Source organism: Enterobacter cloacae complex sp. IR5450 (genome assembly GCF_049238665.1).
GTDB lineage: Bacteria > Pseudomonadota > Gammaproteobacteria > Enterobacterales > Enterobacteriaceae > Enterobacter > Enterobacter hormaechei_C.
In genome coordinates this window covers 204,967-228,197 of the sequence record NZ_JBMKIC010000002.1, presented here as the reverse complement: position 1 = coordinate 228,197, position 23,231 = coordinate 204,967, and the positions used below count along the sequence as shown (strand labels likewise).

General features: G+C 56.1%; 21 protein-coding genes. 10 read left to right on the top strand and 11 right to left on the bottom strand.

Annotated elements, in window-relative coordinates:
* Window positions 1-122: 122 nt before the first annotated feature.
* The 4 genes from mepS to ACOTYB_RS03360 form a co-directional block, all read right to left on the bottom strand.
* Window positions 123-692 (bottom strand): bifunctional murein DD-endopeptidase/murein LD-carboxypeptidase, encoded by a 570-nt coding sequence (mepS, locus tag ACOTYB_RS03375; RefSeq protein ID WP_003859364.1) that lies wholly within the window; start codon window positions 690-692, stop codon window positions 123-125.
* A gap of 415 nt (window positions 693-1,107) precedes the next feature.
* The gene (locus ACOTYB_RS03370) at window positions 1,108-1,821 is read right to left on the bottom strand and encodes a phosphatase PAP2 family protein (protein ID WP_003859363.1); all 714 of its coding nucleotides are present in this window, start codon (window positions 1,819-1,821) and stop codon (window positions 1,108-1,110) included.
* A 33-nt stretch (window positions 1,822-1,854) separates the two neighbouring features.
* A complete protein-coding gene (locus ACOTYB_RS03365; RefSeq protein WP_003859361.1) occupies window positions 1,855-2,841 on the bottom strand; it encodes a CobW family GTP-binding protein in 987 nt (328 codons plus the stop codon).
* Between the two features lie 123 nt (window positions 2,842-2,964).
* The gene (locus ACOTYB_RS03360) at window positions 2,965-4,431 is read right to left on the bottom strand and encodes a mannitol dehydrogenase family protein (RefSeq protein WP_100154429.1); all 1,467 of its coding nucleotides are present in this window, start codon (window positions 4,429-4,431) and stop codon (window positions 2,965-2,967) included.
* Between the two features lie 205 nt (window positions 4,432-4,636).
* Between ACOTYB_RS03360 and uxuA the strand changes: the two genes are divergently transcribed.
* Window positions 4,637-5,827 (top strand): mannonate dehydratase, encoded by a 1,191-nt coding sequence (gene uxuA / locus ACOTYB_RS03355; RefSeq protein ID WP_023324974.1) that lies wholly within the window; start codon window positions 4,637-4,639, stop codon window positions 5,825-5,827.
* A gap of 116 nt (window positions 5,828-5,943) precedes the next feature.
* Here the strand turns inward: uxuA and yeiP are convergent, their stop codons facing one another.
* The gene (yeiP, locus tag ACOTYB_RS03350; RefSeq protein ID WP_003859355.1) at window positions 5,944-6,516 is read right to left on the bottom strand and encodes an elongation factor P-like protein YeiP; all 573 of its coding nucleotides are present in this window, start codon (window positions 6,514-6,516) and stop codon (window positions 5,944-5,946) included.
* 164 nt (window positions 6,517-6,680) lie between these two features.
* Here yeiP and ACOTYB_RS03345 point away from each other — a divergent pair, with 164 nt between their 5' ends.
* Window positions 6,681-6,935, top strand: coding sequence for a YkgJ family cysteine cluster protein (locus tag ACOTYB_RS03345; protein WP_003859353.1), 255 nt, complete (start codon window positions 6,681-6,683; stop codon window positions 6,933-6,935).
* Here ACOTYB_RS03345 and setB read toward each other — a convergent pair.
* Both setB and ACOTYB_RS03335 read right to left on the bottom strand, forming a co-directional pair.
* A complete protein-coding gene (gene setB, locus ACOTYB_RS03340) occupies window positions 6,932-8,113 on the bottom strand; it encodes a sugar efflux transporter SetB (RefSeq protein WP_220153241.1) in 1,182 nt (393 codons plus the stop codon). The genes ACOTYB_RS03345 and setB overlap by 4 nt on opposite strands.
* 103 nt (window positions 8,114-8,216) lie before the next feature.
* Window positions 8,217-8,396, bottom strand: a complete 180-nt coding sequence (locus tag ACOTYB_RS03335; RefSeq protein WP_139152730.1) for a hypothetical protein — start codon at window positions 8,394-8,396, stop codon at window positions 8,217-8,219.
* Between the two features lie 75 nt (window positions 8,397-8,471).
* Between ACOTYB_RS03335 and fruB the strand changes: the two genes are divergently transcribed.
* Genes fruB through fruA form a run of 3 tightly spaced genes read left to right on the top strand, consistent with a single transcriptional unit; the run spans window position 8,472 to window position 12,242 of the window.
* On the top strand, window positions 8,472-9,602 hold the full coding sequence (fruB, locus tag ACOTYB_RS03330; protein WP_220153240.1) for a fused PTS fructose transporter subunit IIA/HPr protein: 1,131 nt from the start codon (window positions 8,472-8,474) through the stop codon (window positions 9,600-9,602).
* Entirely contained in the window at window positions 9,602-10,540 is a 939-nt protein-coding gene (gene fruK, locus ACOTYB_RS03325) for a 1-phosphofructokinase (protein WP_006811313.1), read from the top strand. Before fruB ends, fruK begins: the two co-directional genes overlap by 1 nt.
* A gap of 16 nt (window positions 10,541-10,556) precedes the next feature.
* Window positions 10,557-12,242 (top strand): PTS fructose transporter subunit IIBC, encoded by a 1,686-nt coding sequence (gene fruA, locus ACOTYB_RS03320; RefSeq protein ID WP_003859344.1) that lies wholly within the window; start codon window positions 10,557-10,559, stop codon window positions 12,240-12,242.
* Between the two features lie 46 nt (window positions 12,243-12,288).
* Here fruA and nfo read toward each other — a convergent pair whose 3' ends face one another.
* Both nfo and ACOTYB_RS03310 read right to left on the bottom strand, forming a co-directional pair.
* A complete protein-coding gene (nfo, locus tag ACOTYB_RS03315) occupies window positions 12,289-13,146 on the bottom strand; it encodes a deoxyribonuclease IV (RefSeq protein WP_032623904.1) in 858 nt (285 codons plus the stop codon).
* 64 nt (window positions 13,147-13,210) lie between these two features.
* The gene (locus tag ACOTYB_RS03310; RefSeq protein ID WP_220153239.1) at window positions 13,211-14,257 is read right to left on the bottom strand and encodes a YeiH family protein; all 1,047 of its coding nucleotides are present in this window, start codon (window positions 14,255-14,257) and stop codon (window positions 13,211-13,213) included.
* Window positions 14,258-14,354: 97 nt separating this feature from the next.
* Here ACOTYB_RS03310 and yieE point away from each other — a divergent pair, with 97 nt between their 5' ends.
* Together yieE and ACOTYB_RS03300 are read left to right on the top strand one after the other, a co-directional pair.
* The gene (gene yieE, locus ACOTYB_RS03305) at window positions 14,355-15,221 is read left to right on the top strand and encodes a DNA-binding transcriptional regulator YeiE (RefSeq protein WP_220153238.1); all 867 of its coding nucleotides are present in this window, start codon (window positions 14,355-14,357) and stop codon (window positions 15,219-15,221) included.
* 170 nt (window positions 15,222-15,391) lie between these two features.
* Window positions 15,392-16,858 carry an amino acid permease gene (locus ACOTYB_RS03300; RefSeq protein ID WP_003859336.1) on the top strand — a complete coding sequence of 489 codons (1,467 nt, stop codon included), beginning with the start codon at window positions 15,392-15,394 and terminating at the stop codon, window positions 16,856-16,858.
* A gap of 56 nt (window positions 16,859-16,914) precedes the next feature.
* Here the strand turns inward: ACOTYB_RS03300 and ACOTYB_RS03295 are convergent, their stop codons facing one another.
* Together ACOTYB_RS03295 and fghA are read right to left on the bottom strand one after the other, a co-directional pair.
* Window positions 16,915-18,900, bottom strand: coding sequence for a ligand-gated channel protein (locus ACOTYB_RS03295; protein WP_421765746.1), 1,986 nt, complete (start codon window positions 18,898-18,900; stop codon window positions 16,915-16,917).
* Between the two features lie 267 nt (window positions 18,901-19,167).
* On the bottom strand, window positions 19,168-19,995 hold the full coding sequence (gene fghA, locus ACOTYB_RS03290) for an S-formylglutathione hydrolase (RefSeq protein WP_104469184.1): 828 nt from the start codon (window positions 19,993-19,995) through the stop codon (window positions 19,168-19,170).
* A 137-nt stretch (window positions 19,996-20,132) separates the two neighbouring features.
* Between fghA and ACOTYB_RS03285 the strand changes: the two genes are divergently transcribed.
* From ACOTYB_RS03285 to yeiB, 3 genes are all read left to right on the top strand, one after another.
* On the top strand, window positions 20,133-21,281 hold the full coding sequence (locus ACOTYB_RS03285) for a YbfB/YjiJ family MFS transporter (protein WP_058675071.1): 1,149 nt from the start codon (window positions 20,133-20,135) through the stop codon (window positions 21,279-21,281).
* A 102-nt stretch (window positions 21,282-21,383) separates the two neighbouring features.
* Window positions 21,384-22,052, top strand: coding sequence for a GTP cyclohydrolase I FolE (gene folE, locus ACOTYB_RS03280; RefSeq protein ID WP_003859328.1), 669 nt, complete (start codon window positions 21,384-21,386; stop codon window positions 22,050-22,052).
* A gap of 18 nt (window positions 22,053-22,070) precedes the next feature.
* Entirely contained in the window at window positions 22,071-23,228 is a 1,158-nt protein-coding gene (gene yeiB, locus ACOTYB_RS03275; RefSeq protein ID WP_003859326.1) for a DUF418 domain-containing protein YeiB, read from the top strand.
* Window positions 23,229-23,231 lie beyond the last annotated feature (3 nt).

Here is a 23,231-nt window from a genome sequence, read left to right as displayed (position 1 = left end):
TCGTGATTCCTGAAATGCCGCTGGATAGTTATCAGTGTAACGGGCAAAAAAAAACACTGCCGGAGCAGTGCTTTTTTTATCGTATCGCCAGCCAAGGGATAACCAACGATACGACAACAATATTAACTACGGCTCAGAACGCGGCGAGCTTCGTTGTAGCGTTTCTTCCAGTAAGGTTCGTTCATGCTGGAAATCGTCACACCGCTGCTGGTGGAAGCATGGACAAACTGATCGTTACCGATATAGATGCCAACGTGTCGACCGGTTGAACCTGCTCTGAACAGGACTAAATCGCCCGTGCGTAGTTTAGTACGCGAAATGGACTTGCCCATTTCCTGCTGTTCATAGGTAGAACGCGGAAGGTCTAACCCAAACTGCTCACGGAACGTACGCTGTACGAAAGCGGAACAATCGATGCCTTTCTTGGTGCTGCCGCCCAGACGGTAACGCACGCCTTTCCAGTCAGCATACTGATCCATAATACGCGACTTAACGTCGAGATTACGTACCATATTTTCAAATTCATCCTGAGAGGCTTGCAGTGAAGAGGAATCTTCCATTCCCACAACACGCGTCTCAGGATGCATATTCTTCGCGGTATTCGTCGTACTACATGCCGAAAGCAGAACCGCCACTGCAATCGCCGGGATCCCCCGCAAGATATATCTCAAGATTGGTTGAGATTTGACCATTTTGTTTGTTTTCCCTTGAAGTCCTTAACGAAAATATCGTTATAAAAATGCCAACCGTGACGAGACTAATTATCTGTTCACAATGAGACAATTCTTTATGGTGAAAACTGTGGCTCAACGCACAAAATTATTCACCATGATAATAATTATCTCAGTGGGGCAAAACGAGTTTGAGGTTAACCGATTGCACGGGGTATTGCGAGCAAAAAAGTCCGATTTTTTATAAGAAAATGTGATACACAAAGTTACAGCGCGGAATTGCTCAAAATGCCGCCATTCATACCGATAATCCCTGCAATTGCTTCATTTTTATCACGAATTGTATGACAGGATGATGACAGCGTTGAATGACGCCGGAAAGAAGAGACTCAGGGACCGAAAACGATCCCCGATGAATGGTGTTAATTTGCGTTATTTATTTGTTTCTGACTTGTTTAAATTTACCGGGAAGATAGCGATCAAAAATACCTATTACGCGATCGCTCAGTGGGGTCATCAGCACCCACGGTAAACCAATTAACACCGCCGTGAGGGAGCCTACGGCGATATCTGTCAGCCAGTGAGCACCAATCATCACTCGCGGGAATGCAAATACCACCACAATAACCAGGGCGATGGCGAAGGCTTTTTTACCAAAATAGCGCAGCATGAAGCCTGCAAAAATCAGCAGCATCATACCGTGGTCGCCCGGGAAACTGTCCTTCGAGGCATCTTTGGTTGGAATATGAAGCAGCTCGCTGACGCGGTTAATATTCGGGAAAAAGAGCGACGGACTGGCGCGTTTAACCGGCATCAGATGCTGCGCCAGCTGGTTGATAATCACGGCCGTCAGCAGCATCACCAGGCCGATAATCAGAATACGGCGACGACCCGTTTTGTCTTCCTTCAGCCAGAAGGAGAGCATCAGACAGCCCATTGCCAGCAGCGAACAGCCGTCAAACGCGCGGTTGTTGGTGATCGCCACCAGCCACAGGAAGGCTTCACTCTTCGCCAGCGCCTGGTTAAAGAAGTGGAACAGCCCGGAATCCAGCGGGAACCAGAAACCGTGATCCGCCGGGATATACCAGGAGAAAAAGAGCGCCAGACCGGCAGCGTTGAGCAATAAAATAGCAGGAAGTCGAGTCGTCATAGTCTTCAGCAATGTGTGAAATCAGGGGCAACGTTAGCCGCCCAAACTTAAACGAAGCTTCAACAGGCTTGACTGGAGAGCATTCCAGTCGGTATTAACCGCACTAATTAACTCTATCCGGCTGTCGGGTGGCGCGACATTCTGGGTTTCAATAAAGAAATCCTCGCCCTGACGGTTAATGCGCACCAGACCATCCGGAGTGCGCATGATCCCTTTTACCCGCTCAACCGGCGCCAGTCTCGCCCATTCCAGTATACCAATGGTGTCGAAAACCGTATCGGCATCGAAGATCCACCCGCAGGCCTGGTGCCCCTGACCGCTGTTCAAATTTCGACGCCAGCGCTGATGTTCCGGCAGGCTCAGTGCAGCCAGGCCTTGCTTCGCGCCGTGGCTATGCGAATGCTCTGCGCTGGCAGGCAGTTGCGTCTGGTTGAGGCGGGGAAGATCGAGCAGGGCGCCATCAATGTTGCCCTGGGTGGTCTGCACGTATTGACGTCCACCGCCAGCCTGCTGCCACCAGGACTCGAACGCGGCCTGACTCTCAGCCGTCGCGCGATCGGATTTATTCGCCACGATAATATCTGCCGAGGCGAGCTGGTCGCGGAAATTGTCGTTGTTGATCGTTTTTTCATCCAGCAGCTGGCGGGGGTCGAGCAGGCAAAGCGTCGCACGCAGCTCAAGCCACGGCTCGTAGACCGGGGCGGTCAGTAAATCAAGGATTTGCTTAGGATGACCCAGCCCGGTAGGCTCAATCAGCAACCGGTCCGGCTTGCCCTGACGCAGCAGCGTATTCAGCCCGACCTGCATCGGCAGACCATTCACGCAGCACATACACCCGCCCGGGATCTCTTTCACCATCGCGCCGCTGTCGGCGAGCAACGCGCCGTCGATGCCGACTTCGCCAAATTCGTTGACCAGCACGGCCCACTTTTCCGCCGGATCTTTATTGGCCAGCAAATGTAGAATGGACGTAGTTTTACCGCTGCCGAGAAAACCGGTGATCAGGTTGGTTTTGGTCACGTGCGCTCCGATAAATAATTGTGATGTAGTAGCAACTACCTATCATCCTGACGAAAAAATCGGGCATTGAGAAGAGGAAGGGCGAACGGAGCGTAAAACCGTTCGCCTTAAACGCAATAATCGCTAAATTTTTAACGTTTCGATAACGGCCTGACGCGCGCCGAGGCGGGTGATGCGCCGGTACGCCCCGGCTATCGCGTCGACAAAGACAGGGTTTTGCGGCAGGTCGTCGCCAAAAATTTCTTTCAGCGTCAGCAGGGCGTTAACGCGCTCCGCGTCGCTGCTGGCTTCAGCAATCGCATTAAACTTTTCGCTCAGCGGATCGCGCACGTCAATGGCGTTGCCCTGGTCGTCCGTCCCGCTGACGTAGCGCATCCAGCCTGCGACGCCCATCGCCAGCAGTGGCCAGGGGGTCTGGCGCGCAAGATGCACGCGGATCCCGTCCAGCATGCGCTGAGGCAGCTTCTGGCTGCCGTCCATGGCGATTTGCCATGTACGATGCTGTAGGGCCGGGTTGGCGAAGCGGTCAAGCAGGCTGTCAGCATAGGCTGTCAGATCAACGTTGGTGATGCGCAGCGTAGGGGCCTGCTCATTCAGCATCAGCCTGCGGGCAGCCTCGCGGAAGCTGTCGTCCTGCATACATTCATTTATGTGTGCGTAGCCGGCAAGGTAGCCCAGATACGCCAGGAAGGAGTGGCTGCCGTTCAGCATCCGCAGCTTCATCTGCTCCCAGGGCAGGACATCCTCAACCATCTGTACGCCTGCAACCTCCCATTCCGGACGCCCGGCGACAAAGTTATCTTCCACTACCCACTGAATGAACGGTTCACAGCTGATGGCGCAGGGATCTTCAACGCCAAGTTCCTGGGTGATTTCCGCGAGTGAGGCGTCGGTGGCGGCGGGCACGATTCGGTCGACCATGGTACCAGGGAAGCTCACGTGCGCCTCGATCCATGCGGCCAGCTCTGCGGAACGCTTTCCGGCCATGCCGAGAACGGCATTTTTCACCACGTGGCCGTTGTCGGGAATATTGTCGCAGGAGAGCACGGTAAACGCCGGCAGGCCACGCTCGCGGCGGCGATGAAGCGCTTCGACCAGAATACCCGGTGCGGAATGTGGTTCAGACGGATGCTCGAGATCGTGCAGGATACGGCTGTTCTGCATATCCAGTTTTCCCGTCGCCGGATCGATGCAGTAGCCTTTTTCGGTAATGGTGAGGGAGACAATTGCCACCTGTGGTTCGCAGAACTTCTCAATAATGGCTGCCAGCGAGTCGAGTTTGGCGTTCAGGCACTCTTTTACTGCACCGATAATAATGGGCTGATTGCCTTCGGCACCTTTCTCCAGAACGGTAAACAGATGATCCTGCGCCCGGAGCTGGCGCATAAGGACATCGCCGCTAAAGAGGCTAATCTCACAAATTCCCCAGTCGCCTCCTCTGGCATTCAGTACCCGGTTTGTTAACAACGCCTGATGCGCCCGGTGGAACGCGCCAAAACCGAAATGGACGATGCGGGAGCGTAACTGCTCGCGATCGTAGCGGGGCTGCTGGACATGAGCAGGAAGCGCGGTGGAGGCAATAGTCTTCATGTAGTACACACCTGATTAACCATTAATTAACAATGCCAGTGTAAAGTTATATGACAACAAATTAAATTGGTAAGCCGTAAATATCCCTGTTATGTGAGTTTGATCAATCAATGTCACGCGCTGTATTGACCACTTCGATTAAACATGTATGGTAGTCGTCATTGAGGTAACACGTATTGGTATAACAACTTGAGAGGGTGGGGCAATGGAACAAACCTGGCGTTGGTACGGGCCGAACGATCCGGTTTCTCTTGATGATGTGCGTCAGGCTGGCGCAACGGGTGTGGTCACGGCGCTGCATCATATTCCGAACGGTCAGGTGTGGCCGGTGGAGGAAATCCAAAAGCGTCAGGCTCAGCTGGCAGAGAAGGGGTTAACCTGGTCTGTTGTGGAAAGTATTCCGGTTCACGAAGATATCAAAACCCACTCCGGTGAGTGTGATACCTGGATTGCGAATTATCAGCAGAGCATTCGTAACCTGGCAGCCTGCGGTATTGATACCGTCTGCTACAACTTTATGCCGATTCTGGACTGGACGCGTACCGACCTGGAATATGTAATGGCCGATGGTTCGAAGGCGCTGCGTTTCGATCAAATCGCTTTTGCGGCTTTCGAGCTGCACATTCTGAAGCGTCCGGGTGCGGAAGCAGACTACACCGCCGAAGAGCAGCAGCAGGCGCTGGCGTGGTTCAATGCCGCCAGTGAAGCGGACATTGAGAAGCTGGTTCGCAATATCATCGCGGGCCTGCCGGGGGCGGAAGAGGGCTATACCCTCGATCAGTTCCGCGCGCGCCTGGCGGAATATGGCGATATCGATAAAAACCAGCTGCGTGAAAACATGGCGCGCTTCCTGCGCGCTATCGTGCCGGTGGCAGAAGAAGTCGGCGTGCGGCTGGCGGTTCATCCGGACGATCCACCGCGTCCTATCCTCGGCCTGCCGCGTATTGTGTCTACGATTGAAGATATGCAGTGGCTAAAAGAGACGGTGGATAGCATCTACAACGGCTTTACCATGTGTACGGGCTCGTATGGGGTGCGGGCGGATAACGATCTGGTGCGGATGATCGAAACCTTCGGCGATCGCATTCATTTCACCCACCTGCGTGCAACCTGCCGTGAAGAGAATCCAAAAACCTTCCACGAAGCAGCCCATCTTGGCGGCGACGTGAACATGGTTGCGGTGGTGGATGCCATTCTCTCTGAAGAGGTTCGTCGTAAGCAGGCGGGAGATGTTCGTCCTATCCCGTTCCGTCCGGATCACGGGCACCAGATGCTGGACGATCTGCGCAAGAAAACGAATCCAGGGTATTCGGCGATTGGCCGTCTGAAAGGGATGGCGGAAGTTCGCGGTATCGAGCTGGCGCTGAAAATGACGAAGTATCCTGAACTTCTTTAAGTCTCATTGCCCGGTGGCGCTACGCTTACCGGGCCTACGAAAAACCGGCTCTGAGGCCGGTTTTTGTGTTTTTGTAGGCCGGGTAAGGCGTAGCCGCCACCCGGCAAATGCCACAATCAGTCAGCACGACCCATATAGCGTTTTTCTTCGATATGGATACGGATTTTCTCGCCCGCCGACAGGTACTCTGGCACCTGTACGACCAGACCGGTAGTCAGGGTAGCCGGTTTGTTACGCGCACTTGCAGACGCGCCTTTGATGCCCGGTGCCGTTTCAACAATTTCCAGATCAACGGTCTGCGGCAGCTCCAGCGCCAGCAGCACGCCATCCCAGGTCAGCACCTGCATGTCCGGCATCCCACCTTCAGGAATAAACAGCAGCTCTTCTTCGATCTGATCTTTGGTGAAGATATACGGGGTGTAATCTTCTTTATCCATGAACACGTATTCGTTGCCGTCAATGTAGGAAAAATCAACGTAGCGACGGGTCAGGGTTACGGTATCGACGATATCGTCGCCTTTAAAACGTTCTTCCACTTTCAGGCCGGTGCGGACATCGGAGAAACGCATTTTGTACAGCGTTGCTGCGCCACGGGCGCTGGGTGCCTGAATGTCGATATCTTTCACAATCAGCAGTTTGCCGTTGTAATTCAGTACCATACCTTTCTTAATTTCGTTCGCTCTTGGCATTGCAGTAATCCTGTTTACGGGAGGTAAAAAATATCGCGCCAAATTACTCGCGCGCGGCCTTTCAGGCAAGCGGAATTCGTGGGTTTTGCTATCAATACATAAAAGGTGTTACTGTGCGCGCAATGCCCGACTGCGCGGGCATCTGCCACCAACAGAGAGCATGTATGGATTGTCGTTCCGACTGTGGCGCGTGCTGTACCGCACCGTCCATCTCAAGCCCCATTCCAGGCATGCCGGAGGGCAAGCCTGCCAATACCCGCTGCGTTCAGCTCTCTGACACTAACCTGTGCATGATCTTTGGCTCGCCTTTACGCCCGAAGGTGTGCTCCGGGCTCCAGCCAACCGCCGAAATGTGCGGCAGTACGCGCCAGCAGGCCATCACTTATCTGCTTGAGCTGGAAGCGCTCACCGCGCCTTAAACGTCTTTGATTCGCGTCAGGCAGCTCAGCGTCATGACGCACATCACCAGCGCAATCCAGAACACCGTATGATAGTTCCAGATTTCAGCCACAACGCCCGCCAGTGAGCCTGCAATAATCCAGCCCACGCGGGTGGTATTCGTATAAAGGGTGGTGGCAGAGCCTGCCTGACCCGGCATCAGGTCCTGAAAGTAGAGCATGCCGATACCGGCCAGAATACCGATGTAAATGGCGTTCAGCAGCTGTAAAGCCAGAAGCAGTGCTGGCGTATGAACCGTCAGCATACCGACATAAAACAGCAGCCCGGCTACGGCGGCGACGCGCATCAAAAAGCGCTTGCCGAAGCGCTTCGCGTAATAACCCGCAATCAGCATGGTGGGGATCTCAAGCCCCGCGGCGGTTCCCATCATGATCCCGGCCAGCTTCTCCGGCAGATGCAGCTCATCAATAATAAACAGCGGCATATTAATGATATAGAGGCTGTTCGTTCCCCACATCAGCGTACAGATAATGAATAACAGCAGTGCGTCGCGGCGGTTGCGTCGCGGAGCTTCCAGCGTACCAGTCGCCACTTTCGGCTCTTTACGCATGGAGGGCAGGAAGAACCAGACCATCGCGCCGCATACCACGAAGGCCACGGCTGCGCTGAGGTACATCACCGTAAAGCCAAAACCCATCGCCAGCGCGTAGGCGAGCGGGGGGCCAATTACCCAGGCCAGCGACACCTGAGCACGCAGTATTGAGCTGAACATCACCGCTTCCCGCCCGGTGCGGTCGGCATGCTCGCGGGCAAGGGCGAACATCTGCGGGTTGGCGGTCGAGCCGAAGCTGCTCAGGAAGACGCCCACGAACAGCAGAATGAAGTAGTTACGGTTCCAGGCAAACAGCAGGCAAGCAAATACCCCGAGCAGGCAGCAAAAAACGATCAGGCTTTTGCGATCGCCTTTGCGGTCTGAACGACCGGCAAGAAACTGGCTGACAAAAATGCCAATGATGGCGCTCCCGGTAAAGAATAAGCCAACCATCGCCGGGCGGGCGTGGACTTCGTTGGTCAGAAAGAGGCTCAGCGTAGGCGTTTGTAACGCACCGGCAATACCGGTGAGGAAAGCAACGATCAAAAACGCCGTTGACGTCAAATCAAAGGGCTTTGGTGAGGCGGCAGCGGGGGTGTTATGCATGTTCAGTCTTTGCGAGTAACAGAGAGAGGCGGAGTTTACGCCGCCCGTCATTAAATAAACAGAGGGTAAAGTCAAGATTGCTACAAAAAATCAAAATGGCATTTCACTTTCGCGCCGCCTCGCTGAAGCGTGCTGAACCTGTTTGCTGAACATCAGCAAAATCCCCTGAACTGAAGAAGAAATGTGCTGCACTTCTAAATTCTGCAACAAGAAATGTAACTTTTCTTGCAACCTTTTGTAGAAAAGACAAGACTTCTTGAAACGTTTCAGCGCTATCTTGCATGTCCTGAAGAAGCAGGTTAGCGCCTATTTTCTCAGTTAAGCTGAAACGATTCAATTTCAGCAGGAGAGGAGAATCATGTTCCAGTTATCTGTTCAGGATATTCACCCGGGCGAACAGGCCGGGAATAAAGAAGAGGCTATTCGCCAGGTCGCCGCTGCGCTCGTGCAGGCTGGCAACGTGGTTGACGGCTACGTCAACGGCATGCTGGCGCGTGAACAGCAGACCTCCACCTTCCTCGGTAACGGTATTGCAATTCCGCACGGCACCACGGACACCCGCGATCAGGTGCTGAAAACCGGTGTGCAGGTCTTCCAGTTCCCGCAGGGCGTGCTGTGGGGCGAGGGTCAGGTGGCTTATGTGGCGATCGGCATCGCGGCCAGCGGTGACGAACACCTGGGCCTGCTGCGTCAGCTGACGCACGTGCTGAGTGATGATGCCGTCGCGGAACAGCTTAAATCCGCCACCACTGCTGAAGAACTGCGTGCCCTGCTGATGGGCGAAAAACAGAGCGAAGCGCTGAAGCTGGATAATGAAACCCTGACGCTGGACGTCGTTGCGTCCGATCTGGTAACGCTCCAGGCGCTGAATGCGGCTCGCCTGAAAGAGGTCGGTGCGGCGGATACCGCTTTTGTGACGCGCGCAATCAATGATAAGCCATTAAACCTGGGGCAGGGCATCTGGCTGAACGACAGCGCTGAAGGTAACCTGCGCAGCGCTATCGCGGTCAGCCGTGCTGCGGTTGCCTTTGAGACCGACGGCGAACGCGCCGCGATGCTGGTAACGGTTGCCATGACTGACGTTCAGCCGGTTTCCGTGCTGAAGCGTCTGGGCGATCTGCTGCTGAACAATAAAGCTGAAAAACTGCTGAACGCAGACGCGGCGACGGTGCTGGCTCTGCTGACCAGCGACGATGCGCTGACGGATGACCTGCTGAGCGCAGAGTACGTGGTGCGTAACGAACATGGCCTGCATGCCCGTCCGGGCACCATGCTGGTGAATACCATTAAACAATTTGAAAGTGAGATCACCGTGACCAATCTGGACGGTTCGGGTAAACCAGCCAACGGGCGCAGCCTGATGAAAGTTGTCGCGCTGGGCGTGAAGAAAGGCCATCGTCTGCGCTTTACCGCGCAGGGTGCGGATGCTGAACAGGCGCTGAAAGCGATTGGCGACGCCATCGCGGCTGGTCTGGGGGAGGGCGCATAATGAGCAGACGTGTTGCGACCATTACGCTGAACCCGGCTTACGATCTGGTGGGTTTCTGCCCGGAAATTGAGCGTGGCGAAGTTAACCTGGTGCGGACGACCGGCCTGCATGCCGCAGGGAAAGGCATTAACGTGGCGAAAGTGCTGAAAGATCTCGGCATCGACGTCACCGTTGGCGGCTTCCTCGGTAAAGACAACCAGGACGGTTTTCAGCAGCTGTTCAGCGAGTTGGGCATCGCCAACCGTTTTCAGGTTGTGCAGGGCCGTACCCGCATTAACGTTAAGCTGACCGAGAAAGACGGTGAAGTGACCGATCTGAACTTCTCCGGCTTCGAAGTGACCCCGGCTGACTGGGAGCGCTTTGTTGCCGATTCCCTGAGCTGGCTGGGCCAGTTTGACATGGTGTGCGTCAGCGGCAGTCTGCCCTCCGGCGTCAGCCCGGAAGCGTTCACCGACTGGATGACGCGCCTGCGCAGCCAGTGCCCGTGCATTATTTTCGACAGCAGCCGCGACGCGCTGGTCGCCGGTCTGAAAGCCTCTCCGTGGCTGGTTAAGCCTAATCGCCGCGAACTGGAGATCTGGGCGGGCCGTAAGCTGCCAGAATTAAAGGATGTGATTGACGCTGCCCATGCGCTGCGCGAGCAGGGTATCGCTCACGTGGTGATTTCGCTGGGTGCAGAAGGTGCCCTGTGGGTTAACGCCTCCGGGGAATGGATTGCCAAACCGCCTTCAATGGAGGTGGTCAGCACCGTGGGTGCCGGGGATTCGATGGTTGGCGGTCTGATCTACGGTCTGCTGATGCGCGAATCCAGTGAACATACCTTACGTCTTGCTACCGCCGTTGCGGCCCTGGCCGTGAGCCAGAGCAATGTCGGTATTACCGATCGTACCCAGTTAGCCGCGATGATGGCGCGCGTTGACTTAAAACCTTTTAACTAACAGCAGGAGAGGAATAATGAAAACGCTGCTGATCATTGACTCCGGTCTCGGACAGGCTCGTGCCTATATGGCGAAGACCCTGCTGGGCGCGGCGGCACAAAAAGCGCACCTGGATATCATTGATAACCCGGGTGATGCTGAAATGGCGATTGTTCTGGGCGACAAAATCCCCGCTGACAGCGCCCTGAACGGCAAAAAAGTGTGGCTGGGTGATATTAATCGCGCGGTGGCACATCCTGAACTGTTTCTGAGCGAAGCAAAAGGTCATGCGACGGTTTACAGCGCACCTGTTGAGGCGGCGCCGGTTGCCGCCGTTGGGCCGAAACGCATTGTTGCGGTAACGGCCTGCCCGACAGGTGTGGCGCACACCTTTATGGCGGCTGAAGCCATTGAAACCGAAGCGAAAAAACGTGGCTGGTGGGTGAAGGTTGAAACTCGCGGCTCTGTTGGCGCGGGCAATGCCATCACGCCTGAAGAGGTGGCGGAAGCCGATCTGGTGATTGTGGCGGCGGATATCGAAGTGGATCTGGCGAAGTTTGCCGGCAAGCCGATGTACCGTACCTCTACCGGCCTGGCGCTGAAGAAGACCGCGCAGGAGTTTGATAAGGCGCTGGCAGAAGCCAAACCGTATCAGGCAACCGGTGCGGCTAAAACTGCGACTGAAGGGAAAAAAGAGTCTGCGGGTGCGTATCGTCACCTGCTGACCGGCGTGTCCTACATGCTGCCGATGGTGGTGGCGGGCGGCCTGTGTATTGCGCTCTCCTTCGCCTTTGGTATCGAGGCGTTTAAAGAGCCGGGCACGCTGGCGGCCGCGTTGATGCAGATTGGCGGCGGCTCCGCGTTTGCGCTGATGGTGCCAGTGCTGGCGGGCTTTATCGCCTTCTCCATTGCTGACCGTCCGGGTCTGACGCCGGGTCTTATCGGCGGTATGCTGGCCGTGAGCACCGGTTCTGGCTTTATCGGCGGTATCATTGCCGGTTTCCTCGCCGGTTATGTGGCGAAGCTGATCAGCTCGAAGCTGAAGCTGCCGCAGAGTATGGAAGCGCTGAAACCTATCCTGATCATCCCGCTGATTTCCAGCCTGGTGGTCGGTCTGGCGATGATTTACCTGATTGGTAAGCCGGTCGCGGGCATTCTGGAAGGTCTGACCCACTGGCTGCAAACCATGGGGACGGCGAATGCGGTGCTGCTGGGCGCAATCCTCGGCGGTATGATGTGTACCGACATGGGGGGGCCGGTGAACAAAGCGGCATATGCGTTTGGCGTTGGCCTGCTGAGTACCCAGACCTACGCGCCGATGGCGGCGATCATGGCGGCAGGTATGGTGCCACCGCTGGCGCTTGGCCTGGCGACGATCATTGCCCGTCGTAAGTTCGATAAAGCGCAGCAGGAAGGCGGTAAAGCTGCGCTGGTGCTGGGCCTGTGCTTCATCACCGAAGGCGCAATTCCGTTTGCGGCGCGCGATCCAATGCGTGTTCTGCCGTGCTGTATCGTGGGTGGTGCGGTGACGGGGGCTATCTCCATGGCAGTAGGTGCGAAACTGATGGCGCCGCACGGCGGTCTGTTTGTCCTGCTGATCCCTGGCGCCATCACGCCGGTGCTGGGTTATCTGCTGGCGATTGTTGCCGGTACGCTGGTGGCGGGCCTCTCTTACGCGGTGCTGAAACGTCCGGAAGCGGAAGTTGTGGCGAAAGCAGCGTAAGCGGTAAGCAATAAAAAAGCCGGGTGCTAATGCAACCCGGCTTTTTTTATGCCGCCTGTTCAGCGGTTTGCTGTGCCTTCAGCCAGGCAATCTCTTCTGCCCAGATGTCCGGATTGATGGTTTCCAGCACCATCGGAATACCGTCGAAGCGAGCGTCCTGCATGATAAAGCGGAACGCATCGTGGCCGATGTTGCCTTCGCCCAGGCTGTGATGGCGGTCAACGCGGCTACCAAAGGCGCTTTTCGCATCGTTTAAGTGCATACCGCGAAGATATTTAAAACCAACAATACGCTCGAACTCCTCGAAGGTATTTTTTGTGGCCTCGGTTGTGCGCAGGTCGTAACCGGCCGCAAACGCGTGGCAGGTATCAATGCACACGCCCACGCGGGATTTGTCTTCCACGCCGTCGATGATCGCCGCCAGATGCTCAAACTTAAAGCCGAGGTTGCTGCCCTGACCGGCGGTATTCTCAATCACCGCCGTCACGCCCTGGGTTTTATCCAGCGTCATGTTAATTGACTCGGCGATGCGCGCCAGACAGGCGTCTTCGTCGATTTGCATCAGATGGCTGCCGGGATGGAAATTCAGCAGCGTTAGCCCCAGCTGTTCACAGCGCTGAACCTCATCCAGGAACGCTTCGCGGGATTTTTCCAGCGCCTCGGCAACCGGGTGACCAAGGTTAATGAGGTAGCTGTCATGGGGAAGGATCTGGCCAGGCCCGTAGCGGTATTTCTCGCAGGCGGCTTTGAAGTCATCAATCACTTCCGCAGTGAGGGGAGCTGCGCGCCACTGGCGCTGGTTTTTGGTGAACAGGGCGAAAGCGGTCGCCTCGATTTCGGCGGCGCGAATGGCGGCATTCGCAAGGCCACCGGCAGCGCTGACGTGCGCTCCAACATATTTCATAAAAAGACTCCTGTTAACCCGAAATGCCTATGATAACGGGTTAACAGGAGAAGGACGAGATGGTTTATGCCAGCAGGCTGTGTACCGCAAGGTTAATCGCACCGCCGCCAACTATCAGCCAGATGAACAGCACCAGCGCCATCAGCAGCGGCTTCGCACCGGCTTTTTTCAGGGCGCTCACGTGCGTGGTGATGCCCAGCGCCGCCATTGCCATCGCCAGCAGGACCGTATCCAGCGTGACCAGCATATCCACCATCGCTTTTGGCAGCAGGTGGAAAGAGTTGAAGACAGCGACCACGATGAACAGGATCGCAAACCACGGAATGGTGATTTTGCTTTTCCCGCTGTCGCCTGCCGGAGCAAGCTGTTTAACCCGCGCCGCGAGGAAAATCAGGAACGGGGCCAGCATCATCACGCGCAGCATTTTGGCGATGACCGCCGCGTTTTCCGCTTCGGGGTTAATGGCGTGACCTGCCGCCAACACCTGTGCCACTTCGTGCATGGTTGAGCCGATATAAATGCCGTAGGTTTCCGGACTAAACCAGTGCGCCACCAGCGGATACATGGCCGGATACAGGAAGATCGCCAGCGTACCGAAGATAACTACCGTCGCGACGGCAACCGTGACTTTACTGGCTTCGGCTTTAACGACGGGTTCTGTTGCCAGTACCGCCGCTGCGCCGCAGATGCTGCTACCCGCACCGATCAGCCAGCTGGTCTGTTTGTCCAGTCCAAAGATCTTCTGGCCGATAAAGCACGCCAGTAAAAAGGTGCTCGAAAGGGTCAGGACGTCAATGGCAATCCCGCTGACACCCACATCCGCAATCTGCGAAAAGGTGAGACGGAAGCCATAAAGGATGATCCCGAGACGTAATAAATGCTGCTTGGCGAAAATCACGCCGCCGTCGCAGGATTTCCAGATGTGCGGGTAAACGGTGTTCCCGACCACCATGCCGAGCAGAATGGCCAGCGTCAGGGCGCTGAACCCTGCACCGGCAACCGCCGGTATACTGCCGCCCCATAAGGCCACGCCGGTAACCACGGCGCTGAGCGCGAGACCCGGCACGAAGTGCCACACTGTACGATGATGTTGTAAGGTGATTTCTGACATAACCTTCTCCTTTGTCTGGCTAAAGGTTACGGCGCTCTGGCTTAAAAATAAAATTGATTATATATTTATAATCAATCTTTATAAGTGGTAAGTAACCATGCACATTACATTGCGTCAGCTGGAAGTTTTTGCCGAGGTGCTGAAAAGCGGCTCGACAACCCAGGCGTCACAAATGCTGGCGCTCTCGCAGTCCGCCGTTAGCGCGGCCTTGACCGATCTTGAAGGGCAACTGGGCGTCCAGCTTTTCGACAGGGTAGGGAAGCGGCTGGTGGTGAACGAACATGGCCGCCTGCTGTATCCGCGTGCCCTGGCTTTACTGGAGCAGGCGACGGAGATCGAACAGCTGTTCCGCGAGGACAACGGCGCTATTCGCGTCTACGCTAGCAGCACGATCGGTAACTACATCCTGCCGGAAGTGATTGCCCGCTACCGCCGGGATTTTCCGACCCTGCCGCTGGAGATGAGCGTCGGCAACAGCCAGGACGTGATCAACGCGGTGATTGATTTCCGCGTGGACATCGGGCTTATCGAAGGGCCGTGCCACAACGTGGATATCATTGCGGAGCCCTGGCTGGAGGATGAGCTGGTGGTGTTTGCCTCTCCGGCCTCTTCTTTACTCCAGGGCGAGGTCACGCTGGAGCGGCTGGCGCAAGCGCAGTGGATCCTGCGAGAGCAGGGCTCCGGCACGCGTGAGATTGTCGATTATCTGCTGCTGTCCCATCTACCGCAGTTCCAGTTAGGGATGGAATTAGGTAACTCCGAGGCCATTAAGCATGCCGTACGCCATGGTCTGGGCATTAGCTGTCTTTCCCGACGGGTGATTGCCGAACAGCTGGAAACCGGCTCACTGGTTGAGATCCCCGTTCCGCTGCCGAAGCTGGTGCGCACGCTGTGGTGCATCCATCATCGTCAGAAACACCTTTCCAGCTCGCTCCAGCGTTTTATGCGCTACTGCGAGATGTAAAAGCGCCCCTCACTCTGGCCCTCTCCCCAAAGGGGAGAGGGAAAAATTATGCTTTACTTATAATCCTGGCCGAGTCATGAAGCTCTCTTATAACTGAGTATTTCTGCCGGAAGCAACGCAGATCGTCTGCTACAATCGCGCCTCATTTATTGAATGGACAGCATTTTCACATGGTTTCAGAAACTAAAACCACACAAGCGCCCGCGCTACGTCGCGCACTTAAGGCGCGTCACCTGACGATGATCGCCATTGGCGGCTCCATCGGTACGGGTCTTTTCGTTGCCTCTGGCGCAACAATTTCGGCAGCCGGCCCGGGTGGGGCATTATTCTCTTATATCCTGATTGGCCTGATGGTCTACTTCCTGATGACCAGCCTGGGCGAACTGGCGGCATACATGCCGGTGTCTGGTTCGTTTTCGACCTACGGACAAAAATACGTTGAGGAAGGCTTCGGCTTCGCGCTGGGCTGGAACTACTGGTACAACTGGGCGGTGACCATCGCCGTTGACCTCGTCGCGGCACAGCTGGTAATGACCTGGTGGTTCCCGGACACGCCCGGCTGGATCTGGAGCGCCCTGTTCCTGGCGGTCATCTTCCTGCTGAACTACATCTCCGTGCGCGGTTTCGGCGAAGCGGAATACTGGTTCTCTTTGATTAAAGTGGCAACCGTCATCATCTTTATCGTCGTCGGTGTGGCGATGATCGTTGGTATTTTCAAAGGGGCTGAACCGGCGGGCTGGAGTAACTGGACAATAGGCGATGCGCCGTTTGCCGGGGGCTTCTCGGCGATGATTGGCGTGGCGATGATTGTCGGCTTCTCCTTCCAGGGTACCGAGTTGATTGGTATCGCGGCCGGTGAATCCGAAAACCCGGAGAAGAATATTCCGCGCGCGGTGCGTCAGGTGTTCTGGCGTATCCTGCTGTTCTATGTGTTCGCGATCCTGATTATCAGCCTGATCATTCCGTATACCGACCCAAGCCTGCTGCGTAACGACGTAAAAGACATCAGCGTCAGCCCGTTCACGCTGGTCTTCCAGCACGCGGGTCTGCTCTCAGCGGCGGCGGTGATGAACGCGGTGATCCTGACGGCGGTACTGTCTGCGGGTAACTCCGGGATGTACGCCTCCACCCGCATGCTCTACACCCTGGCCTGCGACGGTAAAGCACCGCGTATTTTCTCGAAACTGTCTCGCGGTGGCGTGCCACGCAACGCGCTGTATGCGACCACGGTGATTGCGGGTCTCTGTTTCCTGACCTCCATGTTCGGCAACCAGACGGTCTACCTGTGGCTGCTGAACACCTCTGGTATGACGGGCTTCATTGCCTGGCTGGGCATTGCCATCAGCCACTACCGTTTCCGTCGCGGGTACGTCAAGCAGGGGCATGATCTGAATAACCTGCCGTACCGGTCAGGATTCTTCCCGCTGGGGCCGATCTTCGCCTTCGTTCTGTGCCTGATTATTACCCTGGGTCAGAACTATGAGGCCTTCCTTGCGGACACCATTGACTGGGGCGCCGTCACGGCCACCTATATTGGCATTCCGCTGTTCCTGATCATCTGGTTTGGCTACAAACTGACGAAAGGAACACGCTTCGTTCGCTACAGTGAAATGGATTTCCCGGAACGATTTAAATAATAACCGCACTTCCTCTCTTTTAGCCCGCTCAGTTGAGCGGGCTTTTTTATGGCAGATCAGAAGCTGTAGGTCATGCCAACGGTATAGCGGCGGCCATCCAGCACGGTGTCATACGTATCGTAATCAATCTGCTTATCGAGCACGTTATACACACCGGCAGTAACCAGCAGGTTTTTGTTGGCGTTGTAGCGCATACCGACATCAACCTGAGTGTAGGACGGCGTACCCTGGGACATTGACGTGCGGCTCAGGTACTCAGACGTTTTACCGCGCAGGTTCAGACGGCTCCAGAACCCGACGTCTGGCGTCGCCTGCCAGTCCAGGGTGGTGTTGAACATGTGTTTCGGCATTTTGTTCAGCGGCTTGCCGGAGAACTGGCCGCTCTTCTGCTCGGACTCTGTATAGGTGTAGTTTGCAGTCCAGTTCACATCACGCGTGATCTTCCACCCGAAGGAGGACTCCACACCGCGCATGTTGGCTTTGTCCACGTTGACGCGATCGCTGACGAAATCATAGCTGTGACCGCCAATCGTACAGGCGGGATCGGCGCTGCTGTTACAGCGGCGAACTTCCGTAATTTTGTCCTTGAAGTCGGTATTAAACAGCGTTACGCCGGCATTCAGGTCATCGTTGTTATCCCAGAGCAGGGCGAGCTCTTCGCTCAGGCTCTTCTCTGGTTTCAGATCCGGGTTGCCGACGATGATACCGTCAAGACGGCCGCCACCTGTCACCTGGCCCCAGCTGGCAGACGACTGACGCAGATCCGGCGCACGATAGCCAGCAGAAACCCCGCCTTTCAACGTCCACTGATCGGCCAGGTGCCATACGCCGTAACCGCGCGGCGTCCAGTTAGTACCGTAGTTTTGGTCTTTGTCCATACGCAGGCCGCCGGTCAACGTAAAGCTTTCCGTCATTGACCATTCATCTTCGGCAAACAGGGCCCAGCTCCAGCGCGTCAGTTTGTTCAGGCCGTCAGCAGCTTCCAGCTGATTACCGTTGTCGCGCAGTTTCTCATAGCGATACTGCCCGCCGAGGGTCAACGTATGATCGCCGAGGAAAATCTGGTTCTGGTTGTTGAAGGTGGTGTTATAGGAGCGCATTTCGCGACCTGGAGTATTGGTCTCTTCCTGCTGGATATAGCTGGTGGTATTGAAGTCTTCGTAATAACCACTGTGGGTTAACGAGTAGGTCGTGTGCTCATAGCGCGAGTCGCTTTTGGTATTTGGCGTACAGGTTGTTCCCCGGCAGGTTTCAGCCGCTTTCGACATCCCCGGGGTGCTGTTTCTGTCCTGAAGTTCGCGAGCAAAGTCGAGGTCGAAATCGTTCTTCTCGTCCGGCGTGAAGTTTAGCGTAATGCCACCGTTACGCATTTTCTGCTCGTTATAGCCGTTCACGATTTTATCTTCTGCGCGGCGTGACAACAGCCCCGTCACCTTTGCGCCCAGAAGTCCGTCGATCAGGGGACCAGAGGCGTAGGCGTTGGTCTGGAAGATATCGCCGGAATCATGATTTTCCTGGAAGGTTGCATCGCCATGCAACGAACCGGTCCAGGCTTTGGTGTTCGAGACTTTTTTGGTAATGACGTTAATGACGCCACCCATCGCATCGGAGCCGTAAAGCGAGGACATCGGGCCGCGGATGACCTCGATGCGCTCAATGGACTCCAGCGGCGGCAGCCAGCCTTGTTCAATACCCGAGTTGTCGCTGTTGGGGCGGGTGCTTCGCGTACTGACGCGTTTGCCGTTCACCAGGAACAGGGTGTACTGAGAGGCCATGCCGCGAATACTGATATCACTGCTGCTCCCGCCGCCAGTCACGACAACACCCGGGACATCTCTCAGGGCATCGGTAACATCACGGTAGGCTTTATCTTCAATCTGCTGTTTTGAAATCACAGAGATGGAGGCGGGGGCATTCTGGATCTTTTGTTCAAAACCCGTTGCAGTGACGACAACGGTGTCCTGATCGGCTGCGTGAACGAAGGGGGAACATGTGGCAGCGCCAATGGCGACGGCCAGGAGCTTAATGCGTGGTATTGTCATTTGTACATTCCGTATAAAAATGAAAAAAACTCCATCGGGATAACCCTGAGAACTGTATGTTTTTGTCTTGTAAGAACTCTTTGAGATGGAGAAGAGCCTGGAATTGTACAAAAGAATGTAGAATTGTAAACACAAATGATAATTGAAATCATTTGTGTTTGAGTGATGACGACGGAAAACAGGCTGGATTCAAGCGGATAGAAGTATGTAAAGAGGGGAGGGGAAAGACCCGGCAGGCAGGAGGCGCTACCGGGCAAAAGGCGGAACTTACCTGAACAGATGCTCCGCATGGAAGCGGAGATGATCCTCAATAAAGGACGCCATGAAGTAATAGCTGTGGTCGTATCCCGGTTGAATGCGCAGCGTTAGCGGCCAGTCCTTCTGGCGCGCGGCTTCCGCCAGCACCGCAGGCTGTAACTGCCCGGCGAGGAACTGATCGGCATCACCCTGATCCACCAGCATCGGGATAGCGTCTTCTGACTGGCTCGCCAGCATCAGCGCGCAGCTATCCCATTCCTGCCATTTCTCTACATCTTCACCCAGATAGTGCCTAAAGGCTTTTTGCCCCCACGGCACCTGCGTTGGGTTCACAATCGGCGCAAATGCGGACACGCTGGTGAATTTCCCCGGATTTTTCAGCGCCATTATCAGCGCCCCGTGCCCACCCATCGAATGTCCGCTTATCGCGCAGCGCTCGCTGACCGCGAACTGAGAGTGCACAAGGGCAGGCAGTTCATCGCGAATGTAGTCATACATGCGGTAATGGCTCGCCCACGGTTGTTCCGTGGCGTTGAGATAGAAGCCGGCGCCTTTACCCAAATCGTATCCGGCATCGTCGGCCACGTCCTCGCCACGCGGGCTGGTATCTGGCATCACCAGCGCAATGCCCAGTTCGGCGGCAATACGCTGGGCGCCCGCTTTGGTGGTGAAGTTTTCGTCGTTGCAGGTCAGGCCTGAAAGCCAGTACAGCACCGGTGGGGTGTCCGCAGGGGGCAGGAAAATGCTGAACGTCATAGCACAATTCAGCGTGGTGGAGTCGTGCCGCCAGCGCTGCTGTCGACCTTCAAAACAACGATGCTCTTCGAGCAGTTCCATGCAGGGCTCCTTATACGAAAGACTATTCATAAAACGCATAATACAGAGTTTTCATTGACCTGTGAGCAACTTTCACTTTCGCAGGACGGCGAGATGTTGCATCATAAATTTACTTTTCTTTAACAATTGGAGCGATCATGGCGCTGCGTATCGCGCTCAGCGGATTTGCGGTTCTGGTCGTGGCGATGGGGATAGGGCGCTTCGCCTTCACACCTCAGGTGCCGCTGATGATAGCCGCCGGGCAACTCACGCTTACCAGCGCGGGGCTGGTGGCGGCAATGAACTATCTGGGCTATCTGGTAGGGGCATGGGATGCCATGCGCGCCCATCGCTTCGTTGAAACACGTCTCTGGCTTGGCATCACCGGTGCGGTGGCGCTGACGCTGCTCTCCGCGGCGGCAGAGAATGCCGTCGTTCACGGTCTGCTGCGCTTTGTGATCGGCTGCATGAGCGGCTGGTCGATGGTACTGATTGCCGCCTGGACCAACGAGCGGCTGGGGCAGCTGGGCAAACCGGGACTCAGTGCGGCCGTCTTTGCCGGACCCGGGGCCGGCATCGCCCTGAGCGGCCTGCTGGCGGTCTATATTCAGGCGAAATCCTTGTCCGCCGGGGCGGCATGGCAAATCTACGGCGTACTGGCGCTGGTGCTGATCGTACTGGTGGCGCGCTACCTGCCGCGCGCAGGTCAGCTTCATCGCCCTGGTACCGCGCCTGAGCCGTTGCTGCTGACTGCGGATCTCAGGCGTCTGGTCTGGAGCTACAGCCTGGCAGGGTTCGGCTATATCCTCCCGGCGACCTTTTTATCGCAAATGGCGGCGGTGCGTTTTCCCGGCAGCCTGTTTGCCCAGTTTGTCTGGCCAATATTTGGCGCCGCCTCGGTGGTGGGGATTGCGCTGAGCATTGCCCTGCGGCATACATCAAGCGCTAACCGCAGGCTGGCGATTGTTCTTTGGTTACAGGGGATTGGCGTGCTGGCGGCCTGGTTGCTGCCGGGCATAGGCGGCTTGCTGACGGGAGGGCTGCTGGTGGGCGGCGGGTTCCTCTGCGCCGTGCAGCTCTCTCTTCTGTACGGTCGCGAGCTGGCGCCAGACCACACGCGTTACATGGCGGGATTGCTCACCACCGGGTATGCCATTGGTCAGCTGGTGGGTCCGGTCACGTCGGCTCTGTCGACCTGGCTCACGCACCGTCTGGAACCTGCGCTGGGGCTGGCGGGGATCGCGCTGTTCGTTGGCGGAGCGTTAGTCTGGAACCGTCAGGCTGAAAGGCAACAGCAATTGCAATAATTATCGTCGTGAATACTGGATTATGTGCGTCGCCTCACGCACAATGAGCGCACACTTTTGCCACAACGAGGGCAAAAGACGCCACACCTGCAGGAGAAAAGAATGTCATCACTCAGTAAAGAAGCAGCCCTTGTCCATGAAGCGCTGGTTGCGCGCGGTCTTGAAACGCCACTGCGCCCGCCCGTGCAGGAGCTGGACAATGTTACCCGCAAGCGTCTGATCGCCGGCCATATGACGGAGATCATGCAACTGCTGAATCTCGATCTGAGCGACGACAGCCTGATGGAGACGCCGCACCGCATCGCGAAGATGTACGTCGACGAAATTTTCTCCGGCCTGGATTACGCGAACTTCCCGAAAATCACCGTCATTGAAAATAAGATGAAGGTCGATGAGATGGTGACGGTACGCGATATCACGCTGACCAGCACCTGCGAGCATCACTTTGTGACCATCGATGGTAAAGCAACGGTGGCCTATATTCCAAAAGATACGGTCATTGGCCTGTCCAAGATCAACCGCATCGTGCAGTTCTTTGCCCAGCGTCCGCAGGTGCAGGAACGTCTGACGCAGCAGATCCTGACCGCACTGCAAACCCTGTTGGGGACTAACAATGTGGCGGTGTCTATCGACGCGGTGCACTACTGCGTGAAAGCGCGCGGCGTGCGTGATGCTACCAGCGCAACCACCACCACTTCGCTGGGCGGCCTGTTCAAATCGAGCCAGAACACCCGCCAGGAGTTCCTGCGCGCCGTGCGTCACCACAACTAATCAGACAGGGCAGGGACCATGGAGCGAAACGTCACGCTCGATTTTGTTCGCGGCGTCGCCATTCTCGGTATCCTGCTGCTGAATATCAGCGCCTTCGGTCTGCCGAAGGCCGCCTATCTGAATCCTGCGTGGTATGGCGACATCACGCGTAGCGACGCCTGGACGTGGGCAATCCTCGATCTCTTTGCACAGGTGAAATTCCTGACCCTCTTTGCGCTTCTGTTTGGCGCGGGACTTCAGCTTCTGCTCAAACGCGGTACGCGCTGGATCCAGTCGCGTTTAACGCTGCTGGTTATCCTCGGTTTTATTCACGGGCTGCTTTTCTGGGACGGCGATATTCTGCTCGCGTATGGTCTGGTGGGCCTGATTTGCTGGCGGCTGATCCGCGACGCACCCGGTGTGAAAAGTCTGTTTAACACCGGCGTGATGCTCTATGTCATGGGACTGGCCGTGTTATTGCTGCTTGGCATGATTGCCGATGATTCCACCAGTCGTTCATGGATCCCGGATGCGGCCAACCTGCAATATGAGCAGTTCTGGAAGCTGAAAGGCGGCATGGAAGCGATCGGCAACCGGGCCGATATGCTCGGCGATAACCTGCTGGCGCTGGGCGCGCAATACGGCTGGCAGCTGGCGGGGATGATGCTGATGGGTGCAGCCCTGATGCGCACCGGCTGGCTGAAAGGGGAATTTAGCCTGCGACACTATCGTCGTACGGGTGCAGGGCTGGTGCTGCTCGGCGTGATCATCAACCTCCCGGCGGTGATGATGCAGTGGCATCTACAATGGGATTACCGTTGGTGTGCGTTCCTGTTGCAGGTGCCGCGCGAACTGAGCGCGCCGTTCCAGACCATTGGCTATGCGGCGCTGATCTATGGCTTCTGGCCCCAGCTTTCTCGCCTGTGGATCGTCAGTGCGGTGGTCTGCGTTGGGCGGATGGCGTTAAGCAATTACATCCTGCAAACGCTGATATGCACCACGCTTTTCTACCGATTCGGCCTGTTTATGAAATTCGATCGCCTGACGCTGCTGGCGTTTGTTATTCCGGTCTGGATTGTTAACGTGGTGTTTTCAGTTGTCTGGCTGCGTTTTTTCCGTCAGGGCCCGCTGGAATGGGCATGGCGACAGTTAACCGCTCGTGCTTCGGGCGTGTCATTGCGTAATACATCCAGATAACGA